The 24224-nt window shown below is 56.1% G+C and carries 22 protein-coding genes; 4 read left to right on the top strand and 18 right to left on the bottom strand.

Translation table 11 applies throughout. The features are described from left to right. Positions 1-131: 131 nt before the first annotated feature. The 3 genes from BW956_RS02225 to BW956_RS02215 form a co-directional block, all read right to left on the bottom strand. The gene (locus tag BW956_RS02225; protein ID WP_076460444.1) at positions 132-2432 is read right to left on the bottom strand and encodes a bifunctional diguanylate cyclase/phosphodiesterase; all 2301 of its coding nucleotides are present in this window, start codon (positions 2430-2432) and stop codon (positions 132-134) included. A 114-nt stretch (positions 2433-2546) separates the two neighbouring features. Then, a complete protein-coding gene (locus tag BW956_RS02220) occupies positions 2547-3302 on the bottom strand; it encodes a LuxR C-terminal-related transcriptional regulator (protein ID WP_076460442.1) in 756 nt (251 codons plus the stop codon). A gap of 79 nt (positions 3303-3381) precedes the next feature. Next, positions 3382-3843 (bottom strand): DUF805 domain-containing protein, encoded by a 462-nt coding sequence (locus BW956_RS02215; protein WP_076460440.1) that lies wholly within the window; start codon positions 3841-3843, stop codon positions 3382-3384. Positions 3844-4143: 300 nt separating this feature from the next. On the opposite strand from BW956_RS02215, the gene BW956_RS02210 reads away from it, so the two are divergent. Further along, complete coding sequence (locus BW956_RS02210; RefSeq protein WP_076460439.1) at positions 4144-5442, top strand: PilT/PilU family type 4a pilus ATPase; 1299 nt, start codon at positions 4144-4146, stop codon at positions 5440-5442. Positions 5443-5568: 126 nt separating this feature from the next. On the opposite strand, the gene BW956_RS02205 is transcribed toward BW956_RS02210, so the two are convergent. The 15 genes from BW956_RS02205 to hpaH all read right to left on the bottom strand — a co-directional run bounded on the left by BW956_RS02205 (position 5569) and on the right by hpaH (position 21760). Continuing rightward, on the bottom strand, positions 5569-6507 hold the full coding sequence (locus tag BW956_RS02205; RefSeq protein WP_076460438.1) for a p-hydroxyphenylacetate 3-hydroxylase reductase component: 939 nt from the start codon (positions 6505-6507) through the stop codon (positions 5569-5571). A 168-nt stretch (positions 6508-6675) separates the two neighbouring features. Next, positions 6676-7845 carry a p-hydroxyphenylacetate 3-hydroxylase oxygenase component gene (locus BW956_RS02200; protein ID WP_010324192.1) on the bottom strand — a complete coding sequence of 390 codons (1170 nt, stop codon included), beginning with the start codon at positions 7843-7845 and terminating at the stop codon, positions 6676-6678. Between the two features lie 230 nt (positions 7846-8075). Further along, complete coding sequence (locus BW956_RS02195) at positions 8076-9263, bottom strand: Bcr/CflA family multidrug efflux MFS transporter (RefSeq protein WP_076460437.1); 1188 nt, start codon at positions 9261-9263, stop codon at positions 8076-8078. 194 nt (positions 9264-9457) lie between these two features. Then, positions 9458-10384, bottom strand: coding sequence for a 3,4-dihydroxyphenylacetate 2,3-dioxygenase (gene hpaD / locus BW956_RS02190; RefSeq protein WP_029511222.1), 927 nt, complete (start codon positions 10382-10384; stop codon positions 9458-9460). 81 nt (positions 10385-10465) lie between these two features. Continuing rightward, a complete protein-coding gene (locus BW956_RS02185; protein WP_076460436.1) occupies positions 10466-11647 on the bottom strand; it encodes a multidrug effflux MFS transporter in 1182 nt (393 codons plus the stop codon). Positions 11648-11650: 3 nt separating this feature from the next. Beyond that, on the bottom strand, positions 11651-13081 hold the full coding sequence (locus tag BW956_RS02180; protein ID WP_076460435.1) for an aldehyde dehydrogenase family protein: 1431 nt from the start codon (positions 13079-13081) through the stop codon (positions 11651-11653). A gap of 84 nt (positions 13082-13165) precedes the next feature. Beyond that, entirely contained in the window at positions 13166-14017 is an 852-nt protein-coding gene (hpaD, locus tag BW956_RS02175; protein WP_076460433.1) for a 3,4-dihydroxyphenylacetate 2,3-dioxygenase, read from the bottom strand. Positions 14018-14214: 197 nt separating this feature from the next. Then, the gene (gene hpaR / locus BW956_RS02170) at positions 14215-14637 is read right to left on the bottom strand and encodes a homoprotocatechuate degradation operon regulator HpaR (protein ID WP_076460432.1); all 423 of its coding nucleotides are present in this window, start codon (positions 14635-14637) and stop codon (positions 14215-14217) included. 33 nt (positions 14638-14670) lie between these two features. Beyond that, positions 14671-15996 (bottom strand): hypothetical protein, encoded by a 1326-nt coding sequence (locus tag BW956_RS02165; RefSeq protein ID WP_076460430.1) that lies wholly within the window; start codon positions 15994-15996, stop codon positions 14671-14673. 20 nt (positions 15997-16016) lie between these two features. Continuing rightward, entirely contained in the window at positions 16017-16943 is a 927-nt protein-coding gene (gene hpaA / locus BW956_RS02160) for a 4-hydroxyphenylacetate catabolism regulatory protein HpaA (protein ID WP_010324200.1), read from the bottom strand. A 99-nt stretch (positions 16944-17042) separates the two neighbouring features. After that, entirely contained in the window at positions 17043-18578 is a 1536-nt protein-coding gene (gene hpaE / locus BW956_RS02155) for a 5-carboxymethyl-2-hydroxymuconate semialdehyde dehydrogenase (protein WP_076460428.1), read from the bottom strand. A 68-nt stretch (positions 18579-18646) separates the two neighbouring features. Continuing rightward, positions 18647-19429, bottom strand: a complete 783-nt coding sequence (locus BW956_RS02150) for a fumarylacetoacetate hydrolase family protein (RefSeq protein ID WP_076460426.1) — start codon at positions 19427-19429, stop codon at positions 18647-18649. A 3-nt stretch (positions 19430-19432) separates the two neighbouring features. Further along, on the bottom strand, positions 19433-20101 hold the full coding sequence (locus tag BW956_RS02145; RefSeq protein WP_076460425.1) for a fumarylacetoacetate hydrolase family protein: 669 nt from the start codon (positions 20099-20101) through the stop codon (positions 19433-19435). 27 nt (positions 20102-20128) lie between these two features. Beyond that, positions 20129-20935, bottom strand: a complete 807-nt coding sequence (gene hpaI / locus BW956_RS02140) for a 4-hydroxy-2-oxoheptanedioate aldolase (protein ID WP_010324204.1) — start codon at positions 20933-20935, stop codon at positions 20129-20131. Positions 20936-20956: 21 nt separating this feature from the next. Continuing rightward, positions 20957-21760 (bottom strand): 2-oxo-hept-4-ene-1,7-dioate hydratase, encoded by an 804-nt coding sequence (hpaH, locus tag BW956_RS02135; RefSeq protein WP_010324205.1) that lies wholly within the window; start codon positions 21758-21760, stop codon positions 20957-20959. Between the two features lie 319 nt (positions 21761-22079). On the opposite strand from hpaH, the gene BW956_RS02130 reads away from it, so the two are divergent. The 3 genes from BW956_RS02130 to BW956_RS02120 all read left to right on the top strand — a co-directional run bounded on the left by BW956_RS02130 (position 22080) and on the right by BW956_RS02120 (position 24144). Then, positions 22080-22466, top strand: a complete 387-nt coding sequence (locus BW956_RS02130; protein ID WP_076460423.1) for a 5-carboxymethyl-2-hydroxymuconate Delta-isomerase — start codon at positions 22080-22082, stop codon at positions 22464-22466. Positions 22467-22593: 127 nt separating this feature from the next. Further along, a complete protein-coding gene (locus tag BW956_RS02125) occupies positions 22594-23625 on the top strand; it encodes a TRAP transporter substrate-binding protein (protein WP_040886328.1) in 1032 nt (343 codons plus the stop codon). A gap of 3 nt (positions 23626-23628) precedes the next feature. Next, entirely contained in the window at positions 23629-24144 is a 516-nt protein-coding gene (locus BW956_RS02120) for a TRAP transporter small permease (RefSeq protein ID WP_010324208.1), read from the top strand. Positions 24145-24224: the final 80 nt, after the last annotated feature.

The raw sequence follows: 24224 nt of genomic DNA, 5'->3' as shown, positions 1-24224 counted from the left end.
CAACAGCTCCCAGTGTTAAGTTGACCGTAGCAAGAAAGTAACACAGCCGCATGAACGGCTGAAGCCTGAGCGTACTGCGGGAGTACAAATATACTGCAATAGACTGGCTCCGGCGCTGCAACTCAAGTCGATTAATGGGCCTTGAATGGCATTCCCCGGCTGTCTTGCGTGCAGATTTCCAGAATGCGTTCCAGACGTTCAGGTCGGCTGAAGTAATACCCCTGAAAACGGCGGCACCCCATGCTCATCAGTTTTTCAGCCTGCGCCTGCAGCTCAACGCCTTCAACAACTACATCCATTGCGTGGCTTTGCGCAATAAAAATGATGCTGCGAATCATGTTAGCTGCTCGCGGATCATCCAGCATGCTATCCACGAAACTCTTATCCACCTTCAATTCATTCAGTGGCAGGTCTCGCAGCAGGCTGAGCGAGGAAAAGCCGGTGCCGAAATCATCCATGGACAGGCGGATACCTTGATCCTGCAGTCGCTTGATGGTATTGAGCACCTGGTCGACGTTGGTCATGACAAGGCTTTCGGTAATCTCCAGTACCAGCTCCTGTGGCGGAACCTGGTGGGTGTGCAGCAGGTGCATCACCTCTTTGACAAACTGTGGCTGTTCGAACTGGATCACCGAAATGTTGATGGCCAGATCGAGCCCATGACCAAGCTTTTCGCGCAGTTCTGCATACTCCTTGAGGCTGGTATCAAGCACGAAGTGTCCCAGAGAGAGCATCAAGCCACTTTGTTCTGCGACACCGACAAACTCCTGAGGGGAAACGGCACCCAGCTCTTCATCCTGCCAGCGGACCAGGGCTTCAAGGCCGACCACAAGGCCCTCATTGTCTACCTGTGGCTGATACACCATATGCAGATGTTTATCGGTAAGCGCCAGGCGCAGGCGCTGTTCAACCACCAACTGGCGCAAGTAATCCATCTCCATCTCGGAGCGGTAAAGGCTGACAGAGTTCCGATTGTTCTTGGCTCGATACAGCGCCAGGTGAGCACTGCGCAGCAGCTTGCTGGTGGAGTCTCCGTGCCCCGGGTAGAAGGCAATACCGGCACTGGCGGTCAGTTGCAGGTTGAGGCGTCCGATGGCCATGTTGGTTGCCAGATCCTTCAACAGCTCTTCACAGACTCTTTGCTGCTCATCGGGATCCGTGTTCTCGCTGACAACAACAAACTCATCACCGCCCAGGCGGGCCAGGTGGTTGCCGGGGTTAGTACCACAAAGAGCGGTCAGTTGATCACTGAAGGCCACCAGGGTTTCATCCCCGATATCCTGCCCAAAACGGTCATTAATGCCCTTGAAATGGTCAATGTTGATGATAACAAGACAGAATGAGTGCTGGCGCTCGACCTGCTCATCCAACACCTGGAACAGACCGGCGCGGTTGAGCAGTCCGGTCAGGTCGTCATGACAGGAGTGGTATAGCAGCTCTTCGCGGCGCTCACGTTCGGCACGGTGAATAACACGGAACAATGCGTACAGGACGCCAAAGATCAGGATGAAGACGGTCAGGTATTGCAGGAGTGTGGCGCGAAACTTGGCTTTTAATGGCGTGAGGCTGGTTTCGGACAGTGTCCAAAGTTGATAGCGCCGGTTGAATATGGCGGCTGTGATATAGGCTTCGCCATCGTACTCATTGGAGAATGAGACGGCACGATCCAGTGCTTTCACTTCATCGACCGTCATGCCGATTTCTTCGGTATAGCCCTGCCGGTTCTCGTCCCGTTGTTCGGTTGTTATCTGTGGCCGTGTATAGATCGCCGGCCCCACCGCGTTGGGCGCGATGTACTGTAAGTAGCCATCGGCTTCACGGTACAGCTTGATAATATCGTTTGGTCTGTTGCGCACACTGGAGCTGAACACGCTACCGGGTGTATTCATCCGCAGGCCGCCAGTCATCACGGCCAGCACTTCACCATTGGGTGAGCGCAGTGCCTTGCGAATGGGGATCACCCAGGCGTCAAGAGCAGGCAGGAAGTAAGTACGGCCCAGCACCATTTTGTCGGACATCAGAGCTTGTTCAAAACTGGCAGCGCTTTCGGGCTGGGTGCGCAAGTTGGGCAGTTTGCTGAGGTCCAGATTGGAACTGACTCTGACCAGAGTGCCGTCAGGCCGGGCCAGGCCAAACCCGAGCATGCTTTTGTCGACTGCCAGGATATTATCCAGCAAGGGGAGCTGCTGGCTGTTATCAAACATCTGCTCGTTGGAAATAAGCTCCCGGCCAATGACATCCAACACAAGCTCCTGAGTGTGGAGCACGCTGTTGACGGCCTGGGAGATCAGTTCGGCTCTGTTTTGATGGTAGGTTCTGTGTTCATCGTAGAGAGATTGCCAGCGCGCATACAGAATGACGCTCAGCAGCACTGCGCCTCCGAGAAGGATAAGCCAGAAGAGGGTCCATAGATTGCGCTTCAATGCTGCCATCTGAATTCCTGATTGTGGGGGATTCCTGTCTCACCCTTTCATTCACAGTACCATTTAAGGCTAAATTTTATACAGCAGGCAAGTGACCGGCATCATGTAAATGCGGTATCAAGTTCAAGTACACAGCGCGAATAGCTGGGCCCGGCTGGAAATTCCCAGCTTTTCGTAGGCGCGTTTTCGATAGGTAATGACGCTGCTGACAGCTACATCAAGCTCGGCGGCAATGGCTTCATTTTTCTTGCCCCTCAGCACCGCCTGACATACTTGCTGTTCGCGTTCAGACAGAAAGGCGAGAGGCCCTTCCTGGCGCAGGTGCTCATTGAGTTGAAAATGCTTGCTGACCAGAATGCTGATGAGTCCACATACCGTATGCTCGAAACTCTTGTCGTCAAAGCGCTCATCAAAGCCGGGGTCACGGCGGTACAGGTTGATGTAGTAGTTTCCCTGCTCGGTCCCGCGGAGAATGGAAATTTTGTCGCTGAAGCCCGGCGTTTCAAAGAATGCCTTGCGGTAATGGAGACCCATATCGCCACTTACTGAATTGAAGCGCACGATTTCAACATCACCGGGCCTGAGTGTTTTGAGCAGCTGAAAGTTGGGGTCCTGAAGATAGTGGCGCTCGCTCACATAGGCTTCAGCCAGACGTTTGCCCGAGGCCTCACGGGCATAATCCTTGTAGATCAGTGTTGAGACGCGCTCGCCATCCGGGCAGTAAAATACCATGCACTGCTCGGTGCCGAATTCTTGTTGCAGCCAGTTGAGAAAAATATCGTAAAAGGCCGCCGTTCCCAGCTGCTCCAGGGTCTTGAGTACATCAACTGAGGGTATCCAGCCTGAGGCTAACGTATGGAGCTGTTTTGTATCCGGCATTGCGTCGAGGGGACTCCTGTCAGCGCCTGGCATTAAGGCGCATGTGTTTGTCCCCTTGATTATAACCTCATAGAGCTTGCTAGAGCGTCATGCCGGCCATCAACAAGGGCGCGCTGCTGAACAGCAGGTTGATGAGGGTAATCCAGTGCCAAATCAGCAATGCCAATGGCAACAAGGCAGGGATGAGTAGCCACCTGGGGCTTTTGGGTGGTGCCTTACCGAAGCGGTTATCGTCCCGGTCGCCGGGCACTGTTGCCAGAATCAGGTAAATAAAGGGAGCTGCGGGAGGGATAAGGTAAGTAAGCGACCAGAAGCCACTGGCACCGGCGTCACGATAACGCTGAGCGGCCATTTTGAGGGCGACCAGGTTGAATACAACGACCGTGGCAAGGGTGAAGGTCAGAAGACTGGAGTCCTCGGGCGTGGCCAGAAGTGCCCAGAGTGTCAGAGGCGCGAAGGCAAGCAGGTGCCAGAGGTTGAAATACGCCATGAAGCGCAAACGGCTGAGCCGTCCGAAGCCCAGAACAAGTTCCTTTTTCATAATATATCCTTCAAATGGAGGCTGGAGCTTATGATAGAGAGTGATTGAAAGTCGAGGCAAGGCCCAGGTGTTGAACGGAGGTGAAAAAAACAATTGTGTACCTAAAACAGAGACATATTTGTGCTTATTAAATTGATCAGCGGTCTTAAAGACTCAAAACTATCTGTAACCCCCACAGCTACTGGTCTTTAAGCTTTGGGTTGGTGTAAGAGTAGGAAGGTGCATTCGGGAAAAAGGGGGGCTATCATTATGTTTAATGGTGTGTTTACTGTAGTCACTTATTGGGTTGGGTAGTATTAAATGACTTTTTTGGAGCTTCTCAAGTTCATGGTAAAGCGGCATGCATCGGACTTGTTCATTACTGCTGATGCTCCTCCTGCCATTAAAGTCAATGGAACAGTTAAGCCGTGGGGTAACAAAGCGTTAAGTGATGAAACAGCAACAGCTGTCATCATGAGCGCAATGAATGACCTGCAGAAGCGAGAGTATGAAGAAGAATGTGAATGTAGTTTTGCACTCAATCAGCCCAATCTTGGCAGGTTTCGTATAAGCGTTTATCAGCAGCGGTCAATGCCAGCGATGGTAGTTAGACGAATCCAGGGATTTATTCCCAGCTTGGGCGATCTGAAGCTGCCTGCAACCCTCAAAGAGCTGGTTATGGCCAAGCATGGTCTCGTGCTGGTGGTAGGGAGTACTTCGTCAGGGAAATCGACAACGCTCGCATCTTTGATTGACTATCGAAACCAGAATAAGACAGGTCACATTATTACTATTGAAGATCCTGTCGAATTCATCCATACCCATAAGAAAAGTATTATTGCCCAGCGGGAAGTTGGAATTGACACGCCTTCATTTGCCAAAGCGCTGAAAAGCGCTCTGCGTCAGGCCCCAGATGTAATCCTTATGGGAGAAATACGAGATGCTGAATTAATGCAGCATGCGCTGGCTTTTGCTGAGACAGGTCACCTTTGTCTTGCAACCTTACATGCCAATAATGCCAGTCAGGCACTAGACCGTATTTTGTCATTTTTTCCTGTAGAGCAACACAATCAGGTGTGGATGGATCTTTCCTTTAACCTGAGGGGGATAGTGGCCCAGATGCTTTTGCCGACGGTAGGGGATGTCTCAAGGCGTGTTGCAGTAGAAGTTATGACGTGTACTCCGGTCATAAAGGAGTTAATCCGCAAAGGGGATGTGCACTCAATTAAAGACATTATGAAAGCTTCAGGCGATGCGGGAATGCAAACGTTTGACCAGGCGTTATTTGAGTTGTTCAGTGACGGTATTATTAGTTATGACACTGCAATGTCCCATGCCAATTCAGAAAATGATCTGCGCCTGATGATTGAATTGTCAGATTCTTCTATTTCTCTGAATGAAATAGGCTCTGATACTGATACCCAGGATTCAATTTTCAGGACAAGAAAGCTGCCACTTGCTGCAGAGCTCTCCTCTGAGCCCAAAAGCGTCTCTCTGTCGGGAGTTACATTATTACCACCAGATCACTCTACGGAGCCCGCCCCTCTGTATGCATATAGAGAGCCCAAAGTAGAAGGGGAGTTCAATTTTTTGCCCGCGGATGACGATGAAGAAAAATAACGTTTATAAATCGTCACAAATCACATCGCTGATATACAGGGTCTCCAAAACTTGTTGTCGAATCCAAGATGTCCCTGGGACAGTTTGATAGACAACCTGGCCCAGGGCTAAATGACATGTAATCACTTAGTTAGCGGCGAGGGTGCTCAGTACTTTTTTGAAGGTGGTCAGCTCTTCATCGCTGAACTGACTGAACATCTTGTCCTGCTCTTCTTCAGACAGGCGCCACAGGGCTTCTGCCTGCTCGTTACCCTGTTCTGTGATGTCGTAGCAATCGTCCGCAGAGGTAATCAGGCCTTTGCGCTGCAGAATATCGGTGGCTTCTTTTACCTCGATATCCGGCATGTTGACCTCTTTGAGCAGGTCTTTCAGGCTCAGTTTCGGGTTGGCCTGCAGCACCATCAGCATGCGTGCTTCGCTGGTGCGCAGTCCGGTGGACAGCTGCAGCGGGGCGTAGTCAGCCTGGTAGCTGCGTACTGCCTGGGTCATCAGGTAGTACAGGTTATCGCTCAGGCGGCCTTCCAGTTTCTGCACGGCTTCCGGCTGTTCTTCGGTGTTGGCCGGGAAGCGGGAGTGCGGCATGACAACAGAGTAGCTGCCCTGGTGGTATACCAGCGGGGCGCGGCCAGCATCTTCAAATGCGACAACCTTGCCGATCAGGATCCAGTGGTCGCCACCGTCTAGGGTTTCATAGGATTCACACTGAAAGCAGGCAGAGGTGTGCGGCAGTACCGGTGCGCCGCCGAAACCTTCGCTGTATTCAACGCCAGCGAATTTGTCATCGCTGGGGCGAGCGAAGTGGTTGGACACGTCAATCTGGTCAGCAGCCAGGATGTTAACGGCGAAATGCGACGCCTGTTCGAAAATCTCGCAGCTGCCGGAGCGCTTGTCGATGCTCCACAGGATCAGTGCGGGATCCAGAGATACCGAGTTGAAGCTGTTGGCAGTAACGCCAGTCTTTTCACCAGAGGGAGTCTGGGCGGTAATAACCGTGATACCGGTGGCAAAGTTGCCCAGTGCACGGCGGAAGGCTTTAGGATCGAATTCAGTGACTTGATTGCTCATGGCAGCACCTGGATGTTGGGTTCTTATGGTCGGCTACAAAACCGTATACAGCATATGACGAGAGCAGGCGGGGTAGGGTCGCCTGCGGTTTTGCAGATTGCCCCTGAAACAGAGGCAGGGCGCGCATCTGGACGTGCGCGCCCGAGGACATGCCTTGTCCTGAAGGGATTACAGCAGAGCGGGATCCGGCTCCAGGCCCAGGATTTCACGACCGATGATCTGGGCACAGACATCGTAGTCGGTGTAAGCGTGAGCGGCGGTCATGTTGGATTCGCGCCACAGACGCTGACCTTCACGGTCGGCCAGCCAGTTGGAAGCGCCCATCACAGCCCAGAGGCGGTTAACGGCTTCAACACACATTTTGATGGCGTAAGCCTGGTTGGTACGCCAGTGAGCCAGGGTGTAGCGGTCCGGGTACTCGTGACGCTCACCGTACTCCTTGTGCTCGTTCCAGGTTTTTTCCAGGTAAGCACGGGCAGCGCATACCTGCTGGTAGGACTCGGCTACACGCAGGATCGGCGGGATAGAGGCTTTAACCTGAGCACCGGTGTAGGCACGTACACGGTTCTTGGTCATTTCCTTGTAGACGTCGATCATGCGCTCAGCAACACCCAGGCTCATGGCGGCGAAGCCACAGGCGAAGTACGGACGGTACGGGGTGTGGTAGATCTTGCTGTCCGGATACAGAGAGCGACCTACATGGCGGCCTTCCATCATGTCGCCAGCTGCCTGGATGCGGTGCTCGGGTACAAATACACCTTCGATGCGGGCGGTTTTGGTGCCGCTGCCTTCCATGCCGGCAGAGTACCAGTCGTCGATGATGGTGAATTCTTTCTTCGGAATAACCGCGAAGCTGTAGATCTTTTCGCCAGCATCGTTGAAACGGTTGAAGCCAACGATGATCCACTGCGCGTGGTCAACACCGGAGCTCCACTTCATGTCGCCGGTGAAGATGATGCCGCCTTCGGTTTCTTCGTGCTTACCGAAGGGTGCGATAGAGCTGGAAGCGACAGTATCCGGGTTTTCGCCCCAGAACTCTTCCTGAGCTTCCTTGGAGAACATGGCCATCTGATGGTTGTGTGTGCACAGCAGGCTGTAGGCCCAGGCAGTGGAGCAGCAGGCGCCAGCCAGTGCCGCGATGCAATCAGTAAACTCAGGCAGGCTCATTTCCAGGCCGCCATATGCTTTCGGCAGGAAGGCGCGGTTCAGGCCAATGCCGTGCAGCATATCGATGTTTTCCTGCGGCACCTGACGCAGCTCTTCCGCCTTGCTGGCGTTGGCGCGGATGGCCGGGAGGATCTCGTTGAGTTTCTCAAGCATCGGGTTGTGAGTAGTCATCAGGATCTTCTCTCTTTTAATAATTGGTATCCGGTCCTGTGGGGTGTTGGGATGGGTGAGACTGCCCAGCTAACGTAAACGTAAAAGCTCCCCACAAGCGTTGGGGCGATTATGCGGGGTGAGGGCTCTGGAGAAAATGTAATATTCTTGTTTGTTATTGCACTTTTCTTCAAAAGGGCCCCGCTTTGGGGCCCTTCCGGGCAGGTGTGCAAAATGGCCGGCTGGCCGGGTCAGGCGGGGCGCGAGTGTCGAGTGGGAATCAGTGCCAGCAGGCAGCCGATGCCGGTCAGGCCGATAATCAAGGCCATGGGCAAAGGGGTACCGTCATGAAAGCGACTGGTGGCCGAGCTGGCCAGTGCGCCCAGGCCAAACTGGGTGGCCACGGCCAGGCCCGCTGCAGCGCCGGCTTGATTCGGGTAGCGAGCCAATAGGCTGGCCATGCAGTTGGCGCCCATGACACCGGTTACGCTGACATAGCCCAGCAATGCAGCTACTACCAGCCAGAGTCCGCCGGTACCGGTCATTCCGCCAAACAGCAGGACAGCGCCGGACAGCGTCGCCAGCACGGCTGAAGCTACCAGCAGCTTCTGGGTTCCGACTTGCTTCACGTAACGGGCATTCAGGCTGACCAGCACGATGATGCCACCGATATTAAGACTGAACAGCCAGGCGAAGTTTTGTGGTGCTACGCCAAAGTACTCGATGTACACGAAAGGAGAGGCGGTGATGTAGGCAAACATGCCGGCAAAGCAGAGCGACATGCACAGGATGTAACCCAGTGCTACCGGTTGCAGAGCGATGTGCAGGTAAGCCTTGAACACGGCCAGAATGCTGGCATTGCGTGAATCACCATGGTGGGTTTCCGGAATCTTCCAGGCACTGAACACCAGCATCAGGGCAGCAAAGATAAACAGCACCACAAACAGCGAACGCCAGCCGGAAACCAGAATCAGATAACCGCCGACTAGCGGTGCAACCAGCGTCGCGATCATGGTCACCAGGTGCATTAATGAGAGTACGCGTGCGGCTTCATTAATGGGGAAAAGGTCACGCACAATAGCGCGGGCAAGGACCGAGGCTGCAGCTCCACCCAGCGCTTGCAGGAAGCGTGCTGCGATCAGCGTATCGGCACTGTCGGCAAGGATGCAGCCGATACTGGCGACCAGATAGAGACTGATACCGCCCAACAGCAGGCCCCGACGGCCAAACTTGTCCGACAGTGGGCCATAGAACAGCATGCCGATAAACAGCCCGACCAGAAAGGCACTGATGGTGAGCTGAATACTGGATTCAGGTGCTTCAAGGTCTGCTGCAATTAATGGCAGGCTGGGCAGATACATGTCGATCGACAACGGGCCAAAGGCGACAAGCGCGGCCAGCAGCACGATCAGGCGATGGGGGTTGGCTACCGATGACATCAGGGGCTCCCGGTTGGGTATTGAGTTGTTATGGGTGAAATAATACCACTGCTGATATTTTATTTAATATATTAAATAAAACAGGAGTTCCAAAGGCTGCATCTGGCTCGATGACATCCAGGGGAGTTTGGAGCCGGGTGCAGAAACCAAAACGGCCTGCAAATGCAGGCCGTTTCGGGAGAAAGGAGACGGATTTACAGACGGCTGGAGCCGGGTGCAAATGTCTCGGTAACGGATGCCTGAGGCCCCGGTACCTTGTCGCCACTCACCGGAGAAACCGGGAAGATGGCGTTGATCTGGCCGGTGCCGGAGCTGCCGAAGTAAGGTGTGACTACTTCCGCTTTCTGGTCGTATTCAGACCACCCCAGAGCACCCAGCAGCATAGCGGTGTCGTGCATGAAGCCTTCGCCATGACCTTTTACGGCGTACTCGGGCAACATTTCGCAGAAGTCTTCCCATTCCGCGTTTTCCCACATGCGCACCACGTCGTGGTCCAGGCGTTCCAGGAACGGAGACCAGGTCTTGGTGGCGAAGTCCGGTGCCTGACCGTTCTGCGCGAAGCGGTGTGACAGGGAGCCGGACGCCAGGATGGCGACGGTGCCGTCATACTTCTCTTCGATTGCTTTACGCATGGCCCAGCCCAGACGCGCACTGTCGTTCAGGTAATGCACGGTGCACATGGCTGAAACCGAAATCACCTTGTAGTGACGATCCTGGTTCATATAGCGCATGGGAACCAGTGTGCCGTATTCCGGATCCAGTGTAGTGGAGTCGTGTGCCAGGGTTTCAACGCCCTGAGCATTACACTCTTCTGCCAGGATGCGGCCCAGTTCCGGGTTGCCGTCGTATTCGAACGGCATGTTGGAAATGAAGTGGGGCAGCTCGTTGCTGGTGTAGTTACCGGCCCAGTGCTCAGCACAGTTGATGTGGTAACTGGCGTTTACCAGCCAATGGGTATCGAACACGATGATGGTGTCGACGCCCAGTTCACGGCAGCGACGATCAATTTCCTTGTGGCCGTCGATGGCGGCTTGACGGAAACCCTTCTTTGGGCCGTCCAGTTCAGACAAGTACATCGAAGGTACATGCGTGATCTTTGCAGCTAATGCGAGTTTACCCATGAGGCTTACCTCTTGTTATGACTGCGGGGCAATTGAGCCCCTGTTTAGAAACTGTATGTTGAGAATGGCTGATTTGTCGACTCATGCGGTCACCTCGGCCTTTTGGCGAGCATGCCAGTGCGCGGCTAATGCCAGTAGCGGCGCCAGCAGGATGCAGCTGAACAGCGTGGTCAGCCCCAGTTGCATCAGCGAAGGTACCAGCTGAGCAATGGCCGCACCGGTAAGCAGCTGAATGAACCCCATCAGGCCCGATGCGGTCGCAGCGGCGCCTGGAGCACAGCTGATGGCGGCCGATTGAGCGTTGGGTTGGCTCAGTCCGCGGCCAAAGGTGACCAGCGCCATCGGCAGAAACAGGCTGGCAAAGCTCAAAGCCTCCCACCAGGCCAATACAACCAGTGCAGCGGCACCCAGCAGGGACAGACCGTTCCCCAGCAGCACCATCTGGTCCACATTGAAACGGCTGGCCAGTCGGGTGGAGCAGAAACTGCCCAGCATGAATGCCAACGACACCGCCAGGAACCAGGTACCAAAGTCAGCGGAGTCGCCGCCCAGCTGGTCCACCACGATATAGGGCGCACTGCCGACAAACAGGTAAAAGGCCGTGGCAATAAACGTGGTGGAAAGGGCGTAACCCAGGTACTGACCGGAGCCAAGCACGCCGCCATAACTGCGCAAAACCCGCCCCAAGCGCAGGTTATCACTGCGTTCGGCACAGGTTTCAGGCAGCAGGCGCAGGGCCAGCAGCCACACCAGCCCACCCATCAGAATCGACAGGTAGAAGATGGCGTTCCAGCCGCCCCAGAGGTTGATATAGCCTCCCAGTGCAGGCGCGATGGACTGGGCGATGGCAATGGCCATCACCACATATCCCATGCGACCGGCGGCACCGGCACGGCCGTGTACATCCAGAATAATGGTACGGGCCAGCACCATGGCGGTACTGCCTCCCAGTGCCTGAAGCACACGTCCGGCAACCAGCAGCATCACGCCATCGGCCGAGGCCGCCAGGCAGCTGCCGGCTACATGCAGGCCGAGTCCAACCAGCAGCACAGGGCGGCGACCGAAGTAATCGGCCAGAGGCCCTGAAATCAGCTGACCAAACGCCAGGGTGAGAAGATAGGCGGTAAAGGTCAGCTGAATAGTGCTGATATCAGCATTCAACGCCCGCGCAGCATCCGGCATTGCCGGCACAAACGCATTGAGTGCCAGCGGACTCGCCATGGCAATGGCGACCAGCAGAGGTAGAGCGGGCGTGGTTTTCATCGCTTACTTGGGATCGCGAACGACCAGCAGGCGCAGCTCGGTCATGTCTTCGATGGCGTAACGAACGCCTTCACGACCCAGACCGCTGTCCTTCACGCCGCCGTACGGCATGTGGTCCACACGCCAGGACGGCACGTCACCGATGACAACGCCGCCGACTTCCAGCTCGTCCCAGGCTTTCTGGATCTTGTAGATGTCACGGGTGAAGATACCGGCCTGCAGACCGAAGTCAGAGTTGTTGACCTCTTCCAGCGCAGCATCGAAATCGCTGAACTTGGACAGGATGGCAACCGGACCGAAGGCTTCCTGGGTGCAGACGTTCTGGTCGGCATCCACGTCAGCCAGCAGAGTCGCCTGCAGCATGGCGCCTTCACGCTCGCCACCGGCCAGGACGGTGGCACCGGATTCTTTCGCTTCCAGTACCCAGTTGTGCAGACGGGTCGCTTCCTTCTCGGAGATCATCGGGCCGATAAAGGTGTTTTCGTCTTTCGGATCACCGTGAACCAGGCCGTTTACAGCCTTAGCCAGCTTCTCGCGGACTTCGTCGTAGTGGGCTTCGTGCACCATGATGCGCTGAACGCTGATACAGCTCTGGCCAGACTGGTAGTAAGCGCCGAATACGATACGGGCAACGGCATCGTCAATGTCAGTGCCTTCGTCAACCACGCAGGCCGCGTTGCCACCCAGTTCCAGTACGACAGGCTTCTTGCCGGCCTTGGCTTTCAGCTGCCAGCCAACATCCGGAGAACCGGTGAAGCTCAGCAGTTTCAGGCGGTCGTCGGTCGTGAACAGGTCGGCACCGTCACGGTGGCACGGCAGGATAGAGAACGCGCCCTTGGGCAGATCGGTCTCGGCCAGGATTTCACCGATGATGATGGCACCGATCGGCGTCAGGCTGGCAGGCTTGAGGATGAACGGGCAGCCTGCAGCGATGGCCGGTGCCACCTTGTGCGCAGCCAGGTTCAGCGGGAAGTTGAACGGTGAAATGAAAGAGCAGGGACCGATGGGTACGCGCTTCCACATGCCGGTGTAGCCTTCGGCACGGGGGCTGATATCCATGGGCACGACTTCACCACCGATGCGGGTAGCTTCTTCCGCCGCAATGCGGAAGGTGTCGATCAGACGGGTAACTTCACCGCGAGCATCCTTGATCGGCTTGCCGGCTTCGATGCACAGGGCAACGGCCAGTTCCTCGGCGCGCTCTTCAAAACGCTTGACGCAGTAGTACAGGATTTCCTGACGCTTGTACGCCGGAATCTTGCGCATCGGCTCGGCTGCAGCGTCAGCGGCTGCGATGGCCTGGTCGATGGCCGCAGCGTCTGCCATGGCAACACGGGTTGCGACTTCGCCACTGAACTTGTCGGTCACCGCCAGATCCTGGTTCGGTGCCTGAGCTTCGTTGGCCAGATAGTAAGGATAGGATGCTTGCAGCATGAGATCTGTCTCCGCCTGCTTGTTAGTGTTGGATTACTGTTTATTTGTATTGACCTCCAGCCGAAGCCGGAGGTCGTTGTTAATTTAGTCGATCGGGAAAATAACGTTGGCCTGACCGGTGCCGGAGCTAGGGAAATATTCGCCCAGCAGCTCGCCCTTGCCGGTGTACTTGTCCCAACCCAGTGCACCGAACAGCATGGCTGTATCGTGCATGCCGCCTTCACCACAGCAGTACTCGGCGTATTCCGGCAGCATCTTCAGGAAGGTATCGATCTCACCGTTCTGCCAGAGTTCCAGTACACGCAGGTCGACCTGGCGGTTGAACTCGCGGGAGATGGTGAAAGTGCCGTTGTTGGCTTCGTACAGATCGTTTTCCCAGATCTTGTGCGACAGGGAGCCGGACGCCAGCAGCAGTACCTTGGCATCGCTCTCTTTCACGGCCTCGGTGATCGCTTCACCCAGCTTGCGTGACGATTCGATGCTGTGCACGGTGCACCAGCCTGCAATGGATACGATCGGCATGTCGCCCGGTTCCATGAAGTGCATGGGTACCAGGGTGCCGTATTCCAGGTCCAGGGTATCCACCTGGTGCGACAGGGTGAACACGCCTTTTTCGGTCGCTTTTGCCGCGATGGCATCACCCAGTTCCGGGTTGCCGCGGTAGTCGTATTCCAGGTTCTGGATGAAGTGCGGAAATTCGTGACTGGTAAAGGAACCCTTGAAGCGGGAGTTGCTGTTGATATGGTAGCCCGCGTTCACCAGCCAGTGGGTATCCAGCACAATCACGGTATCGGCACCGGCTTCACGTGCACGACGCATGATTTCACGCTGGCCATCGATTGCCTGTTGGCGGCAGCCCTGCAGTTTCCCCGGTTGCTCGGACAGCAGCATGGTCGGGACATGTGTAATTTTTGCAGCTAGTACGATTTCGCCCATGGTCACACCTTCTTTTTCTTAAGGGTTGGCGGATCTGGTCTGGGAGGCAATGAGGCTTGCCTGGGGGCAAACAGATCAATCCGAATAGTGTTCGCACTTCGTTAACATGTTAACTAATGCTAGTTAACATGTTATCTAATGTCAACGACTCCCCGAAAGGGGCGTCGTTTAACAAAAGGCGGGATTATTGACGGGTGTCAGGGTTTGATCTGGCAGAGCTTGTTCAGCAGTTTGTCCAGCTGCTCCATGCTCTCGGGCGAGAACTGGCGCGTGATCTCCTGGTAGGTTTCCTGCAGCGTCGGGCTGATGCGGGCAAACATCTCTTTTGCCTCTTCGGTCAGGCTGATCAGCACGCGGCGCTGGTCTTCCGGCGAGCGGCGACGCTGGATGTAGCCCTGCTGCTCCAGCCGGCTGATGATGCCGGTCAGGCTCGGGCTGAGGATACAGCAGAGCTCAGCCAGCTGTTTGGATTCCAGCTCTTCATATTCATCCAGGGCACGAATGACTCGCCATTGCTGCTCGGTCAGCGGTATTTCCTGCAGGACAGGGCGGAAGAAGGCCATGGTGACTTCGCGGGCCTTGAGCAGTTTAAGCGGGATGGAGTCTTCGTATTTACGCATGGATTCAATATTTTCTGTTTGGATGACAGGGCTTCAGTGGATACCCAAGTAGTGCATCATATAGATCAGCACGGTGGCTGCAAGCAGCATAACCAGAGTATAGGGCAGGTTCGTACGCAGTATGCCGCGTCCTGAACAATTGAAGCGAGCCTGTAGTATGAAGTTTACACCACTGAACAGGCTACCGGACATGGAGGCTGAGGTGGCGACAATGTAGGCGATGGCCATCTGTGTGGGGGCCGTGGTGACATCAGCCAGCATGCCGGCAAAGATGGCGACCAGGGCAAACTGGTGGATACCCATATGTGCCAGGATGGTGATGGTCCAGAGGACAAAGACCGCAACGCCCGGGCTGGTATAGGTAAATGGCAAGCTGAACAGGCCCGCGCTGAGGCATGCTTTTACAGCCGCTGCCAGAAAGCCGGCACTGAGGAACAGGCTTATTTCGCCACGTGTATCTGCAAGACGTTCGACAATGTGGCTGCCGAACCGCTGCGCGGCTTCCCCTGGCCCCTGTTTCAGAGTCAGCAACAGCAGTGGGGTCAGCAGCGCCATCAGGGCCACGACGCCCACCGTGGGCAGATCCGGCTGCAATGCGCTGACTATCAGGATGGCGACAATCAGGGTCAGAGGCAGCAAAAGAGTGCCGGAGGTCATCGGGTAGCCCTGGTATGCATCCAGTTCACGCTCATGACGGAAGCGTGCATCGAGCAAGGTATAGGCCAGCCCGAACAGCGACAGCCCCAGGGTGAACGGCAGAATGTTATACAGCTGGGTACCCGGCACTTGCTCAAGGGTCAGCGGCAAAATGCTGAGGAAGGGCGACCAGAGTACGGCCAGGCTGAAGCCCCGTGCCAGAATCATGCTGGAGAGCGGTGACAGCGTCTGCTTGCGCTTGAGTTGCTCTCCGACCAGCAGCATGGAAGAGAAGTTGGCTACGGAGGAAAGCAGGTGCATGCCACCCAGGGTGGTGAGAAAGCTGCCCAGGCCCGGGTTGCCGGTGTTGCTCTGTAGCTGGGTGCTCAGGCGGATAAAGTTGACCGCGGCAAGCAGCATGGCCAGTTTCAGGTGTTCGCCCAACAGGTCGAGCGGGTGCAAGGGCACGCCTGCAAACCAGCTCCAGGTAGCGAAGACCACGCCGGCACCCAGCAGTAAATAGATGGGCAGGCGCTGTTTGGACGTCAGGCGGCCAAACTCAAGTGCGACAAAAGCCCAGGCCGTCAACGTTGCCGGCTCGGTGAGATTGGCAAGATCAAAGGTATCCAGCAGAGCCATGCACAGGGTGGCGAAAATCAGCAGGCCTGACAGGGCGTTGCGGGTACACAGAAGCGCGATACGGGACTGGGCGGAAGTAGTCATACCGCTATTTTATTAATATGTTAACTAGTAGTCCAGTTGTCTTTCTTGTGTCGCTGCCGAAACTGCTGTGCCGTGAGGCCTGTGAGCCGTTTGAAGAAACGGGAAAAATAGGCCGGGTCGCTGAAGCCCAGCTGATAACAGATATCGTTGCTGGAATGCTCGGTAAACACCAGCAGGCGCTTGGTTTCCTGAATGATGCGGTCGTGAATCAGCTTTTTGGGTGAACGGTTGGACACCTTCTGGCAGATCTGGTGCAGCCGGCTTTCGGATATTCCCAGCTCACGGGTGTATTCGGGCAGGTGCAGGTGCTCCCGGTAGTGTTCCTCAATCAAGTCCGAGAAACGGCGGAAGATGCGCAGGTCATCATTGTTTAGCGAGGTGGTTTCAGCTTCCTTGGGAGAGAGGCGTGAGATCTGGATCAGCAACAGCCTGACCAGTGTGTGCAGCGTCAGACGCTTGGCCAGGCGCTCGCGATACCACTCTACCTTGATATTCCGCAGGGTCTGGGTGATCAGCGGCCATTGCTGGCGTTGATCATCTTCCAGCTCGTCGCGCACGATACACAGGCCCCGGTTGAACTCGGTATCCATCTCTTCCTGCAGGCCGTCGCGCAGCAACTGCCAGGCGAGCGACTGGTGAATGGTGAGCACGTGCCCCCGTGCGCTGTTTTCGGTCAGAAATGAGTGAGGAACGGACGGCGGTGTCAGCAGCAGTGCCGGCCCCTCGGCGTGATAGATCCGGTCATCGATATGGAAACTGATTTCACCGCGGTCAATGTAATGCATCTGCAGATACTGGGCGTGACGGTGCACAGGCATATCACGACCATAGAAGTCGGCCAGGTTTTCCAGCACGTCATAGTGGATCGGCGCATCGAGATATCGACGGTCGTAATCCTGTCCCAGAATAATGTTGGGAATCCATTCACTGTGGGAATGTTCGCTCATGAGGCGACTATAGCAGATGCGGGGAAGAATAAAGGAAGGGGCCGGAGCGACGTGCTGATGCACGCCCTCCGGCAGGTTCTGCCAGGGTAAGCAGATAAATCAGCCTTTGCCGAGCTGCGGTACCTTGTGAGTACCGTGCGCGATGCAGACGTTCTTGGTTTCCATGTAGAAGTCGAAGCTCCAGTCGCCACCATCCCGACCGATACCGGACATCTTGATACCACCGAACGGAGACGGCAGGTTACGGTTGTTCTCGGAGTTCACCCACAGCATGCCGGCTTCGACGTGCTTGGCCATGCGCATGGCGCGGCCGGTGTTCTCGGTCCAGATGTAACCGGACAGGCCGTACTGGGTGTCGTTGGCAATCGCGATCGCTTCTTCTTCGGTGTCGAAGGTGATAGCGGTCAGAACCGGACCAAAGATCTCTTCCTGAGCGATGCGCATCTTGTTGTTGGCACCGGTGAACAGGGTCGGCTCCAGGTAGTTGCCAGCCGGATCAATGTTGCCACGGGCTTCTTCGATACGCTTGCCGCCTACTGCAACATTGGCGCCGTCTTCTTTGGCGATGTCGAAGTAGCTCAGTACCTTGTTGTAGTGCTCTGTGGCAACCAGCGGGCCTACTTCGGTGTTCGGATCCAGAGAGTGACCAACCTTCAGGTTGCGTACACGCTGTTCCAGGGCTGCCATGAACTTGTCACGGATACCGCTCTGGATCAGCAGACGGCTGGAGGAGGTGCAACGCTGGCCGTTCAGGCTGTAGATCATGAAGACAACAGCATCCAGGGCACGTTCGAAGTCGGCATCGTCAAATACGATAACCGGGTTCTTGCCGCCCAGCTCGAAGTGCATGCGCTTCAGGGTGTCAGCACCCTGACGCATGATGTGAGAACCGGTGGCAGATTCGCCAACCAGGGCAACGGCTTTGATGGCCGGGTGCTCGGTCATGCGCTTGCCGGCTGTTTCGCCGAAACCGTTAACCATGTTCCACACGCCCTTGGGCAGGACTTCGTCCGCGATTTCGGCCAGGATGTAGGCGCTCAGCGGGGTCAGTTCAGCCGGCTTGTGAACAACAGTACAGCCTGCAGCCAGCGCCGGAGCAATTTTCCAGGTGGACAGCATGAACGGCGTGTTCCACGGCGTGATGATGCCAACCGGACCGATCGCTTTACGGACGGTGTAGTTGGTGTGCTCGTCCTGGTGCAGGGCCAGACCATTCTGCGCTTCAGGTGCCTTGTCAGCGAAGAAGCGGAAGTTGGCAGCGCCACGGATAGCGGCCTGCTTCATGAAGCGGATCGCCTGACCGCAGTCCATGGACTCAACCAGGGCGATCTCGTCAGCGCGCTCAACCAGACGGTCAGCGAATTTGTTCAGCAGACGCTTGCGCTCGGCACCCGGCATGGAAGACCATTCTTCAAACGCATTTTCAGCGGCTTCACAGGCGGCGTCCATGTCGGCAACAGAGCCGGCCATGACTTTACCGATAGAGCTGTTGTTGGTCGGCGTGTAGTTGTCGTACTCGCTACCGCCGTTACCAAGGGTGAATTCACCGTTGATGTAGTGGCCGGTAGTGTTGTTCTTGAAGCGCTCCAGGTATTTCTGTGCGCGTTCCAGGTTGGTGTCCAGAGTATCGCTCATGATGCTTCTCCCGTTTGGTTTGGATCCCGGGGCCGGTCGAGGCCTGGCGCCCGGGACGGGTCTTATTCTCAGTATTTGTCGCCGTAGAATTCCTGCTCGCTGACCATGCGGGTCTCAAGTGAGCAGACATCTTCAATGGAGCACACGATGGTGTCGCCCGGCTGGCAGTCAACGATGCCGTGCGGTGTACCGGTGCAGATCATGTCACCCGGGTTCAGGGTCATGATTTTGCTCAGGTATTCGATCACGAAAGGCACGTCAAAGATCATGTCTTTGGTGCTACCGTCCTGAGTCACCTTGCCGTTCACGGTGGTGGTCAGCTTCAGTGCGTTGGCATCAGGGATGTCAGCGGTATCGACAATCCAGGGGCCCATCGGCAACAGAGAGTCACGGCTCTTCACGCGCAGGTTGGGGCGGTAGTAGTTTTCCAGGTAGTCGCGGATGGCGAAGTCGTTACACACAGTGTAGCCGGCAACGTAATCCAGCGCGTCTTCACGCTTGATGTTCTTGCCGGTTTTGCCGATCACCGCAACCAGTTCGCACTCGTAGTGCTGGTATTCGATGCCGTCCGGACGGTAGCTCACCTGCTTGTGGCCGGTCAGCGTGTTGGCGTGTTTGATAAACACCAGCGGCTCTTTCGGCGGCTCGAATGCCAGTTCGCTGGCGTGATCCGCGTAGTTGATGCCCAGTGCGAAGATGGTGCCCGGTGCTTTGACCGGCGGCAGCCAGGTGATCTGGTCAGAGTCCAGCGCCACGTCCAGCACTTCACCTTCGGAAGTGGTGATGCGGTCGTTGGGGTCAATGTCGATGTCCAGCTCGCGGCCGTCAAATACGATACGTGCGTGTCTCATGGCTCAGGCACCTCCCAGCGTGTTGTTCAGGGTGCCGACACCCTCGATGCTTGCTTCAACCTTGTCACCCTTGGCAACGGCTACACGGTCACCGGCAAAGCCGACCGCGATGATTTCACCGGCCTGCAGGGTCATGATGCGCGAGATGATGCTGATCAGCTCGGCAATGCTGCGCTCCATGTTGGCCAGTTCAAATACGCTCTTCTGTTCGCCATTTACGCTGACAGTGACGGTCAGTGCGTTCGGGTTGGCAACCTTGTCGGCCGTGACGATTTCAGGGCCTACCGGGGCAGATGTATCCAGGCACTTGCCCTTGATGTCCGGGCGGTAGTAGCTCTCTTCCGGCAGGGAGAAGTCGCTTACGATGGTGTAACCGCCAACGTAGTCCAGCGCTTCATCAGCGGATACACGGCAGGTTTCCTTGCCGATCACCACGCCCAGGCTGGCGCCTACGGCCATGGCCGCTACGTCGTTACCGTCGAAGTCCTTGGCCCACTCGACTTCAGCACCGTCAACACTCCAGGTGTTGCGCGGCTTGTAGTAGAGCACCGGCTGAGTCGGCGGCTTCTTGTACGGGGCTTCGTTGAATGTCCCATCCAGGGCAGCCAGCTGAGCCTTGTCGTTCAGCGCGACGCAGACCAGCTTGCTGTTGACCAGAGTGTTTGCAGTCATGATTAACCTTCTCTTGTTATGACCGGATCAGTAACCGGCCTGAGGCTTTTCGTCTTCAACCGGAGCGCCCTGTTTAAAGCGCTGTGCCAGCTTGCGGGTTTCGTTGGCCAGGATCATGGTGTCGACACCGACACCCACGAAGTTGGCACCCTGCTGGACGTAGGTTTCTGCCAGGGACGGGTCCAGGCAGAGGAGACCGGCGTACTTGCCGGCATCGCGAATCTTGTTGAGACCTTTGTTAATGGTCTCGACTACCACCGGGTTACCGGCATCGCCGATATAACCCATGGAAGCAGACAGGTCTGACGGTCCGATGAACACGCCATCAACGCCTTCAACTTCCAGAATGGCGTCCAGGTTTTCCATGGCGCTGGCGGTTTCCACCTGTACGATCAGGCAGATTTCATCGTTGGCCTTTTTCAGGTAACCCGGTACCTGGTTCCAGCGCGCTGCGCGGGCCAGGGATGTACCCAGACCACGGATGCCCTGCGGCGGATAGCGGACGGCCTGAACCAGCTGGGCCGCCTGTTCGGCAGTTTCCACCATCGGAACCAGCAGCGTCTGAACGCCGATGTCCAGCAGCTGCTTGATCAGGGCCGTGTCGCCTTCAACACAGCGCACGATCGGTGCGGTGTCGTACGGGGCGATGGCCTGCAGGTGGCTCATGATGGTACGCAGATCGAAGGGGGCGTGTTCGCCATCGATCAGCAGCCAGTCGAAACCGGCAACGGCGGCAATTTCAGCGGCGCTGTTGTCCGGCAGACCCAACCAGAGACCGTACTGGGTTTCGCCAGTGGCCAGGCCCTGTTTGAAACGGTTTTTTGGCAGTTCCATTCGAATAGCTCCAGTGATCGATTATTCGAAGTTCAGGGTGACGCCACCCAGGCTGCCGAAGTCGGCGTGAACGGTATCGCCTGCTTTAACCGGTACCGGACGGGTGAAGGAACCGGACAGGATGACCTGGCCCGGCTCCAGGCCGATGCCGTGCGGAGCGAAACGCTTACACACCCAGGTGATGCCTTTCAGCGGGTTGCCCAGAACGCCGCCGGCCAGGCCGGTCTCTTCGATCTGGCCATTCAGGTACAGCATGCAGCCGGCCCAGCGCAGGTCGATATCCATCGGCTTGATCGGGCGACCACCCATCACGATGCCGGCGTTGGCCGCGTTATCAGAGATGGTGTCGTATACCTTGCGGGTGTAACCGGTTTCCGGATCGGTACGCAGGCAGCGTGCAGCGATCAGTTCCAGTGACGGGATGACATAGTCGGTGGCATCGATAACGTCGAAAATAGTGACGTTTTCGCCGAACAGCGGCTTCTTCAGTACGAAGGCCAGTTCAACTTCGATACGCGGATCCAGGAAGTCGGACGCCTTGATGGTGGCACCATCGTCAAACAGCATGTCGTCCAGCAGGACACCGTAGTCGGGCTCGTCGATGTTGGAGGACATCTGCATGGCACGGGAGGTGAGGCCGATCTTGTAGCCGATAACCTTGCGGCCATCTTCGATCTTGCGATCTACCCAGGCTTTCTGCACGGCGTAGGCATCCGCCATGGTCATGTCCTGGTGCTCCAGAGTCAGCGCCGGAATCTGCTTACGGTTTACTTCTGCTTCGTACAGGCGATCCGCGGCGGCCTTGATCTGCTCTTTGGTCAACATGCGAGACGTACCTTCTTCTTGTCTGTGTTTGTTCATGGCGACCCGGCCGGCTGTCGTTCTTAACACGCTGACAGGGGAGGGTGCCGATCATCTGCTTTGCATTTTAGTTAACATCTTAACTAAGTCAATACCCGGTCACTCAGGGCACCACTTTTTGATGCGTACTAATCTTTATAGACCCATCACGGTAAGATGACAGTCTGTTGACAAAAGTTAATATGTTAATTAGATTTCGTGCGTTTGCCTTTCCGCAACCACGTTCTGTAACCACATCGGCACCCCTCTATCAGTGGTGTCCGAACTCAGGGGAGTACACAAGATGCCGCATTTCGTTGTTGATTATTCTGGCAATCTGCATGACCGCTTGGACTTTCAGGCGCTGTTCAAAGACCTGCACGAGTACGTGGTATCGACCGGTGCGTTCCCCATCGGTGGTGTTCGCAGCCGCGCAATCCGCTGCGATGACTTTCGTGTTGCGGATGGCCGCGAAGATTTCGCTTACCTGAACTTGAGCCTGAAGATCGGCCACGGCCGAGATATGGAACTTAAGAAAGAAGTGGCCGAGCAGGTGTTCAAGATCCTGTGCGACTGGATGAAGCCCATCACGGATGAAAGCTATGTCCAGATCTCGTTTGAGATGACCGAGCTGGACCCGGTACTCAAGTTCAACAAGAACAATATTCATCCGCTGTTTAAAAAGGACTAGGCCCGACAGGGACACTGGTCGACAGCCTGCCCGGTCTCCCCGGACCGGGCAGATTAATAATAAGCCGGCAACCGGCACATCCGACTGTAGCAACAGACTCTTTCAAGTGGAGATCACCGTGAAAAAAATGATCAAATCTCTGGCCGGCGCAGCAGCCCTGGCCCTGGGTATGACTGCCTCAGCAACTGCCTCGGCTGAGACGACTCTGATCGTGGGTACCTGGCAGCCGCCGGGCAACCCGATGAATGCTATCGTTTGGCCGACCTGGGCCGAGTGGGTAGAAGAAGCGACCGAAGGTCGCGTCAAAGTGAAAATCGAGCAGGATGTAGGCCACCCCAAAACCTACTTCCAGCTGGTTGAAGATGGCGTAATCAACGCTGGCTGGAGCTACCACGGTTATGGTCCGGGTCGTTTTAAACTGCCGGTAGCGGTTGAGCTGCCGGGTCTGAATGTGAGCGCTGAAGCAGCCTCCGTTGCCCTGTGGGAAGTTCAGGAAAAGTACTTCGCTGACGCCAATGAATTTGAAGGCCTGCAACTGCTGGCAACCCTGACTCACGGTCCGGGCCAGCTGCATACCATCGACCCGATCAATAGCTTCGATGACCTCAAGGGCAAGAAGATCCGCATCGGCGGTGGTGTTCAGACCGAGCTGGGCGAGCGTATGGAAATTACGCCGGTAGCCGCACCGGGTTCCAAGGTATACGAAATGATGCAGCAGGGTGTGATCGACGGTGTGTTCATGCCGGTCACTGAGCAGAAGTCTCTGCGTCTGCACGAAGTCGCTCCGAACCTGACTGTATTCCCGGGTGGTCTGTACCTGGGCAGCTTCTCCATGTTTATTGACCCTTACTTCCTGGAAGACCTGGATCCGAAGGATGCTGAGGCTATCCTGAGTGTATCCGGTGCTAAGCTGTCTGCACTGGCTGGTCGCGCCTGGGATCAGGCTGATGTGGAAGGCTTTGAAGCGGCGCGCGCTGCGGGTGTCACCATCAAGGAGCTGGGTCCGAACGACCCGATGACGCTGGAATTCCGCGAAATGATCAAAGGCATGGATCAGGCCTGGATCGACAGTGTAGCTGACCGTGGTGTCGATGCTGCTGCCGCTCTGGAAGAGCTGCGCACCATTGCTCGCGAGTACGAAGCTCAGAAGCAGGAGTAATCCATGTCATTCAGTGCCTGGTTCAATGAGCACTATGACGAGAAGGGGCCAGTCAAGTGGCTGGCCTTTTTCCTCGAGGCTGTATCTTCATTAGTGCTGTTTACCCTGATGGCGTTGACCTGTGTCGACGTGGTCGGGCGTTACCTCTTCAACAGTCCGCTGCATGGCGGCACCGAGCTGACCGAGATCGGTCTGGCGGTGATGGTATTTGCGGCCATGCCGGTGATTACCTGGCGCGGCGGTCATATCGTGGTTGATCTGCTGGACCGCTTCCTGGGCTCCAAGGTCGTCAAGGCGCTGTCGCTGTTTGCCGCGCTGGTGATGTCCACCTCGCTGTACTTCCTGGCGCTGCGTATCTTCGAACTGGGTGAACGCTCCATTCGTCGTGGTGTAGTGACCGAGTTTCTGGCGATGCCTACGGGGTACATCGTGCAGTACATCGCGATCATGAGCTGGGCCACAGCGGCGGGTATGATTACCTATGGTGTCTACCGCATCCTGTTCCAGAGTAAAGACTAACCGAGGCGGTATCTCCTTATGTCCGTTATTCTGATCGGCTTTGCCGTTCTCCTGTTTCTGATCATTGTGGTGCGAATGCC

The organism is Marinobacterium stanieri (genome assembly GCF_900155945.1).
In the GTDB taxonomy this organism is placed as follows: Bacteria; Pseudomonadota; Gammaproteobacteria; order Pseudomonadales; family Balneatricaceae; genus Marinobacterium; species Marinobacterium stanieri.
This window is presented reverse-complemented; position numbering and strand designations above follow the sequence as displayed.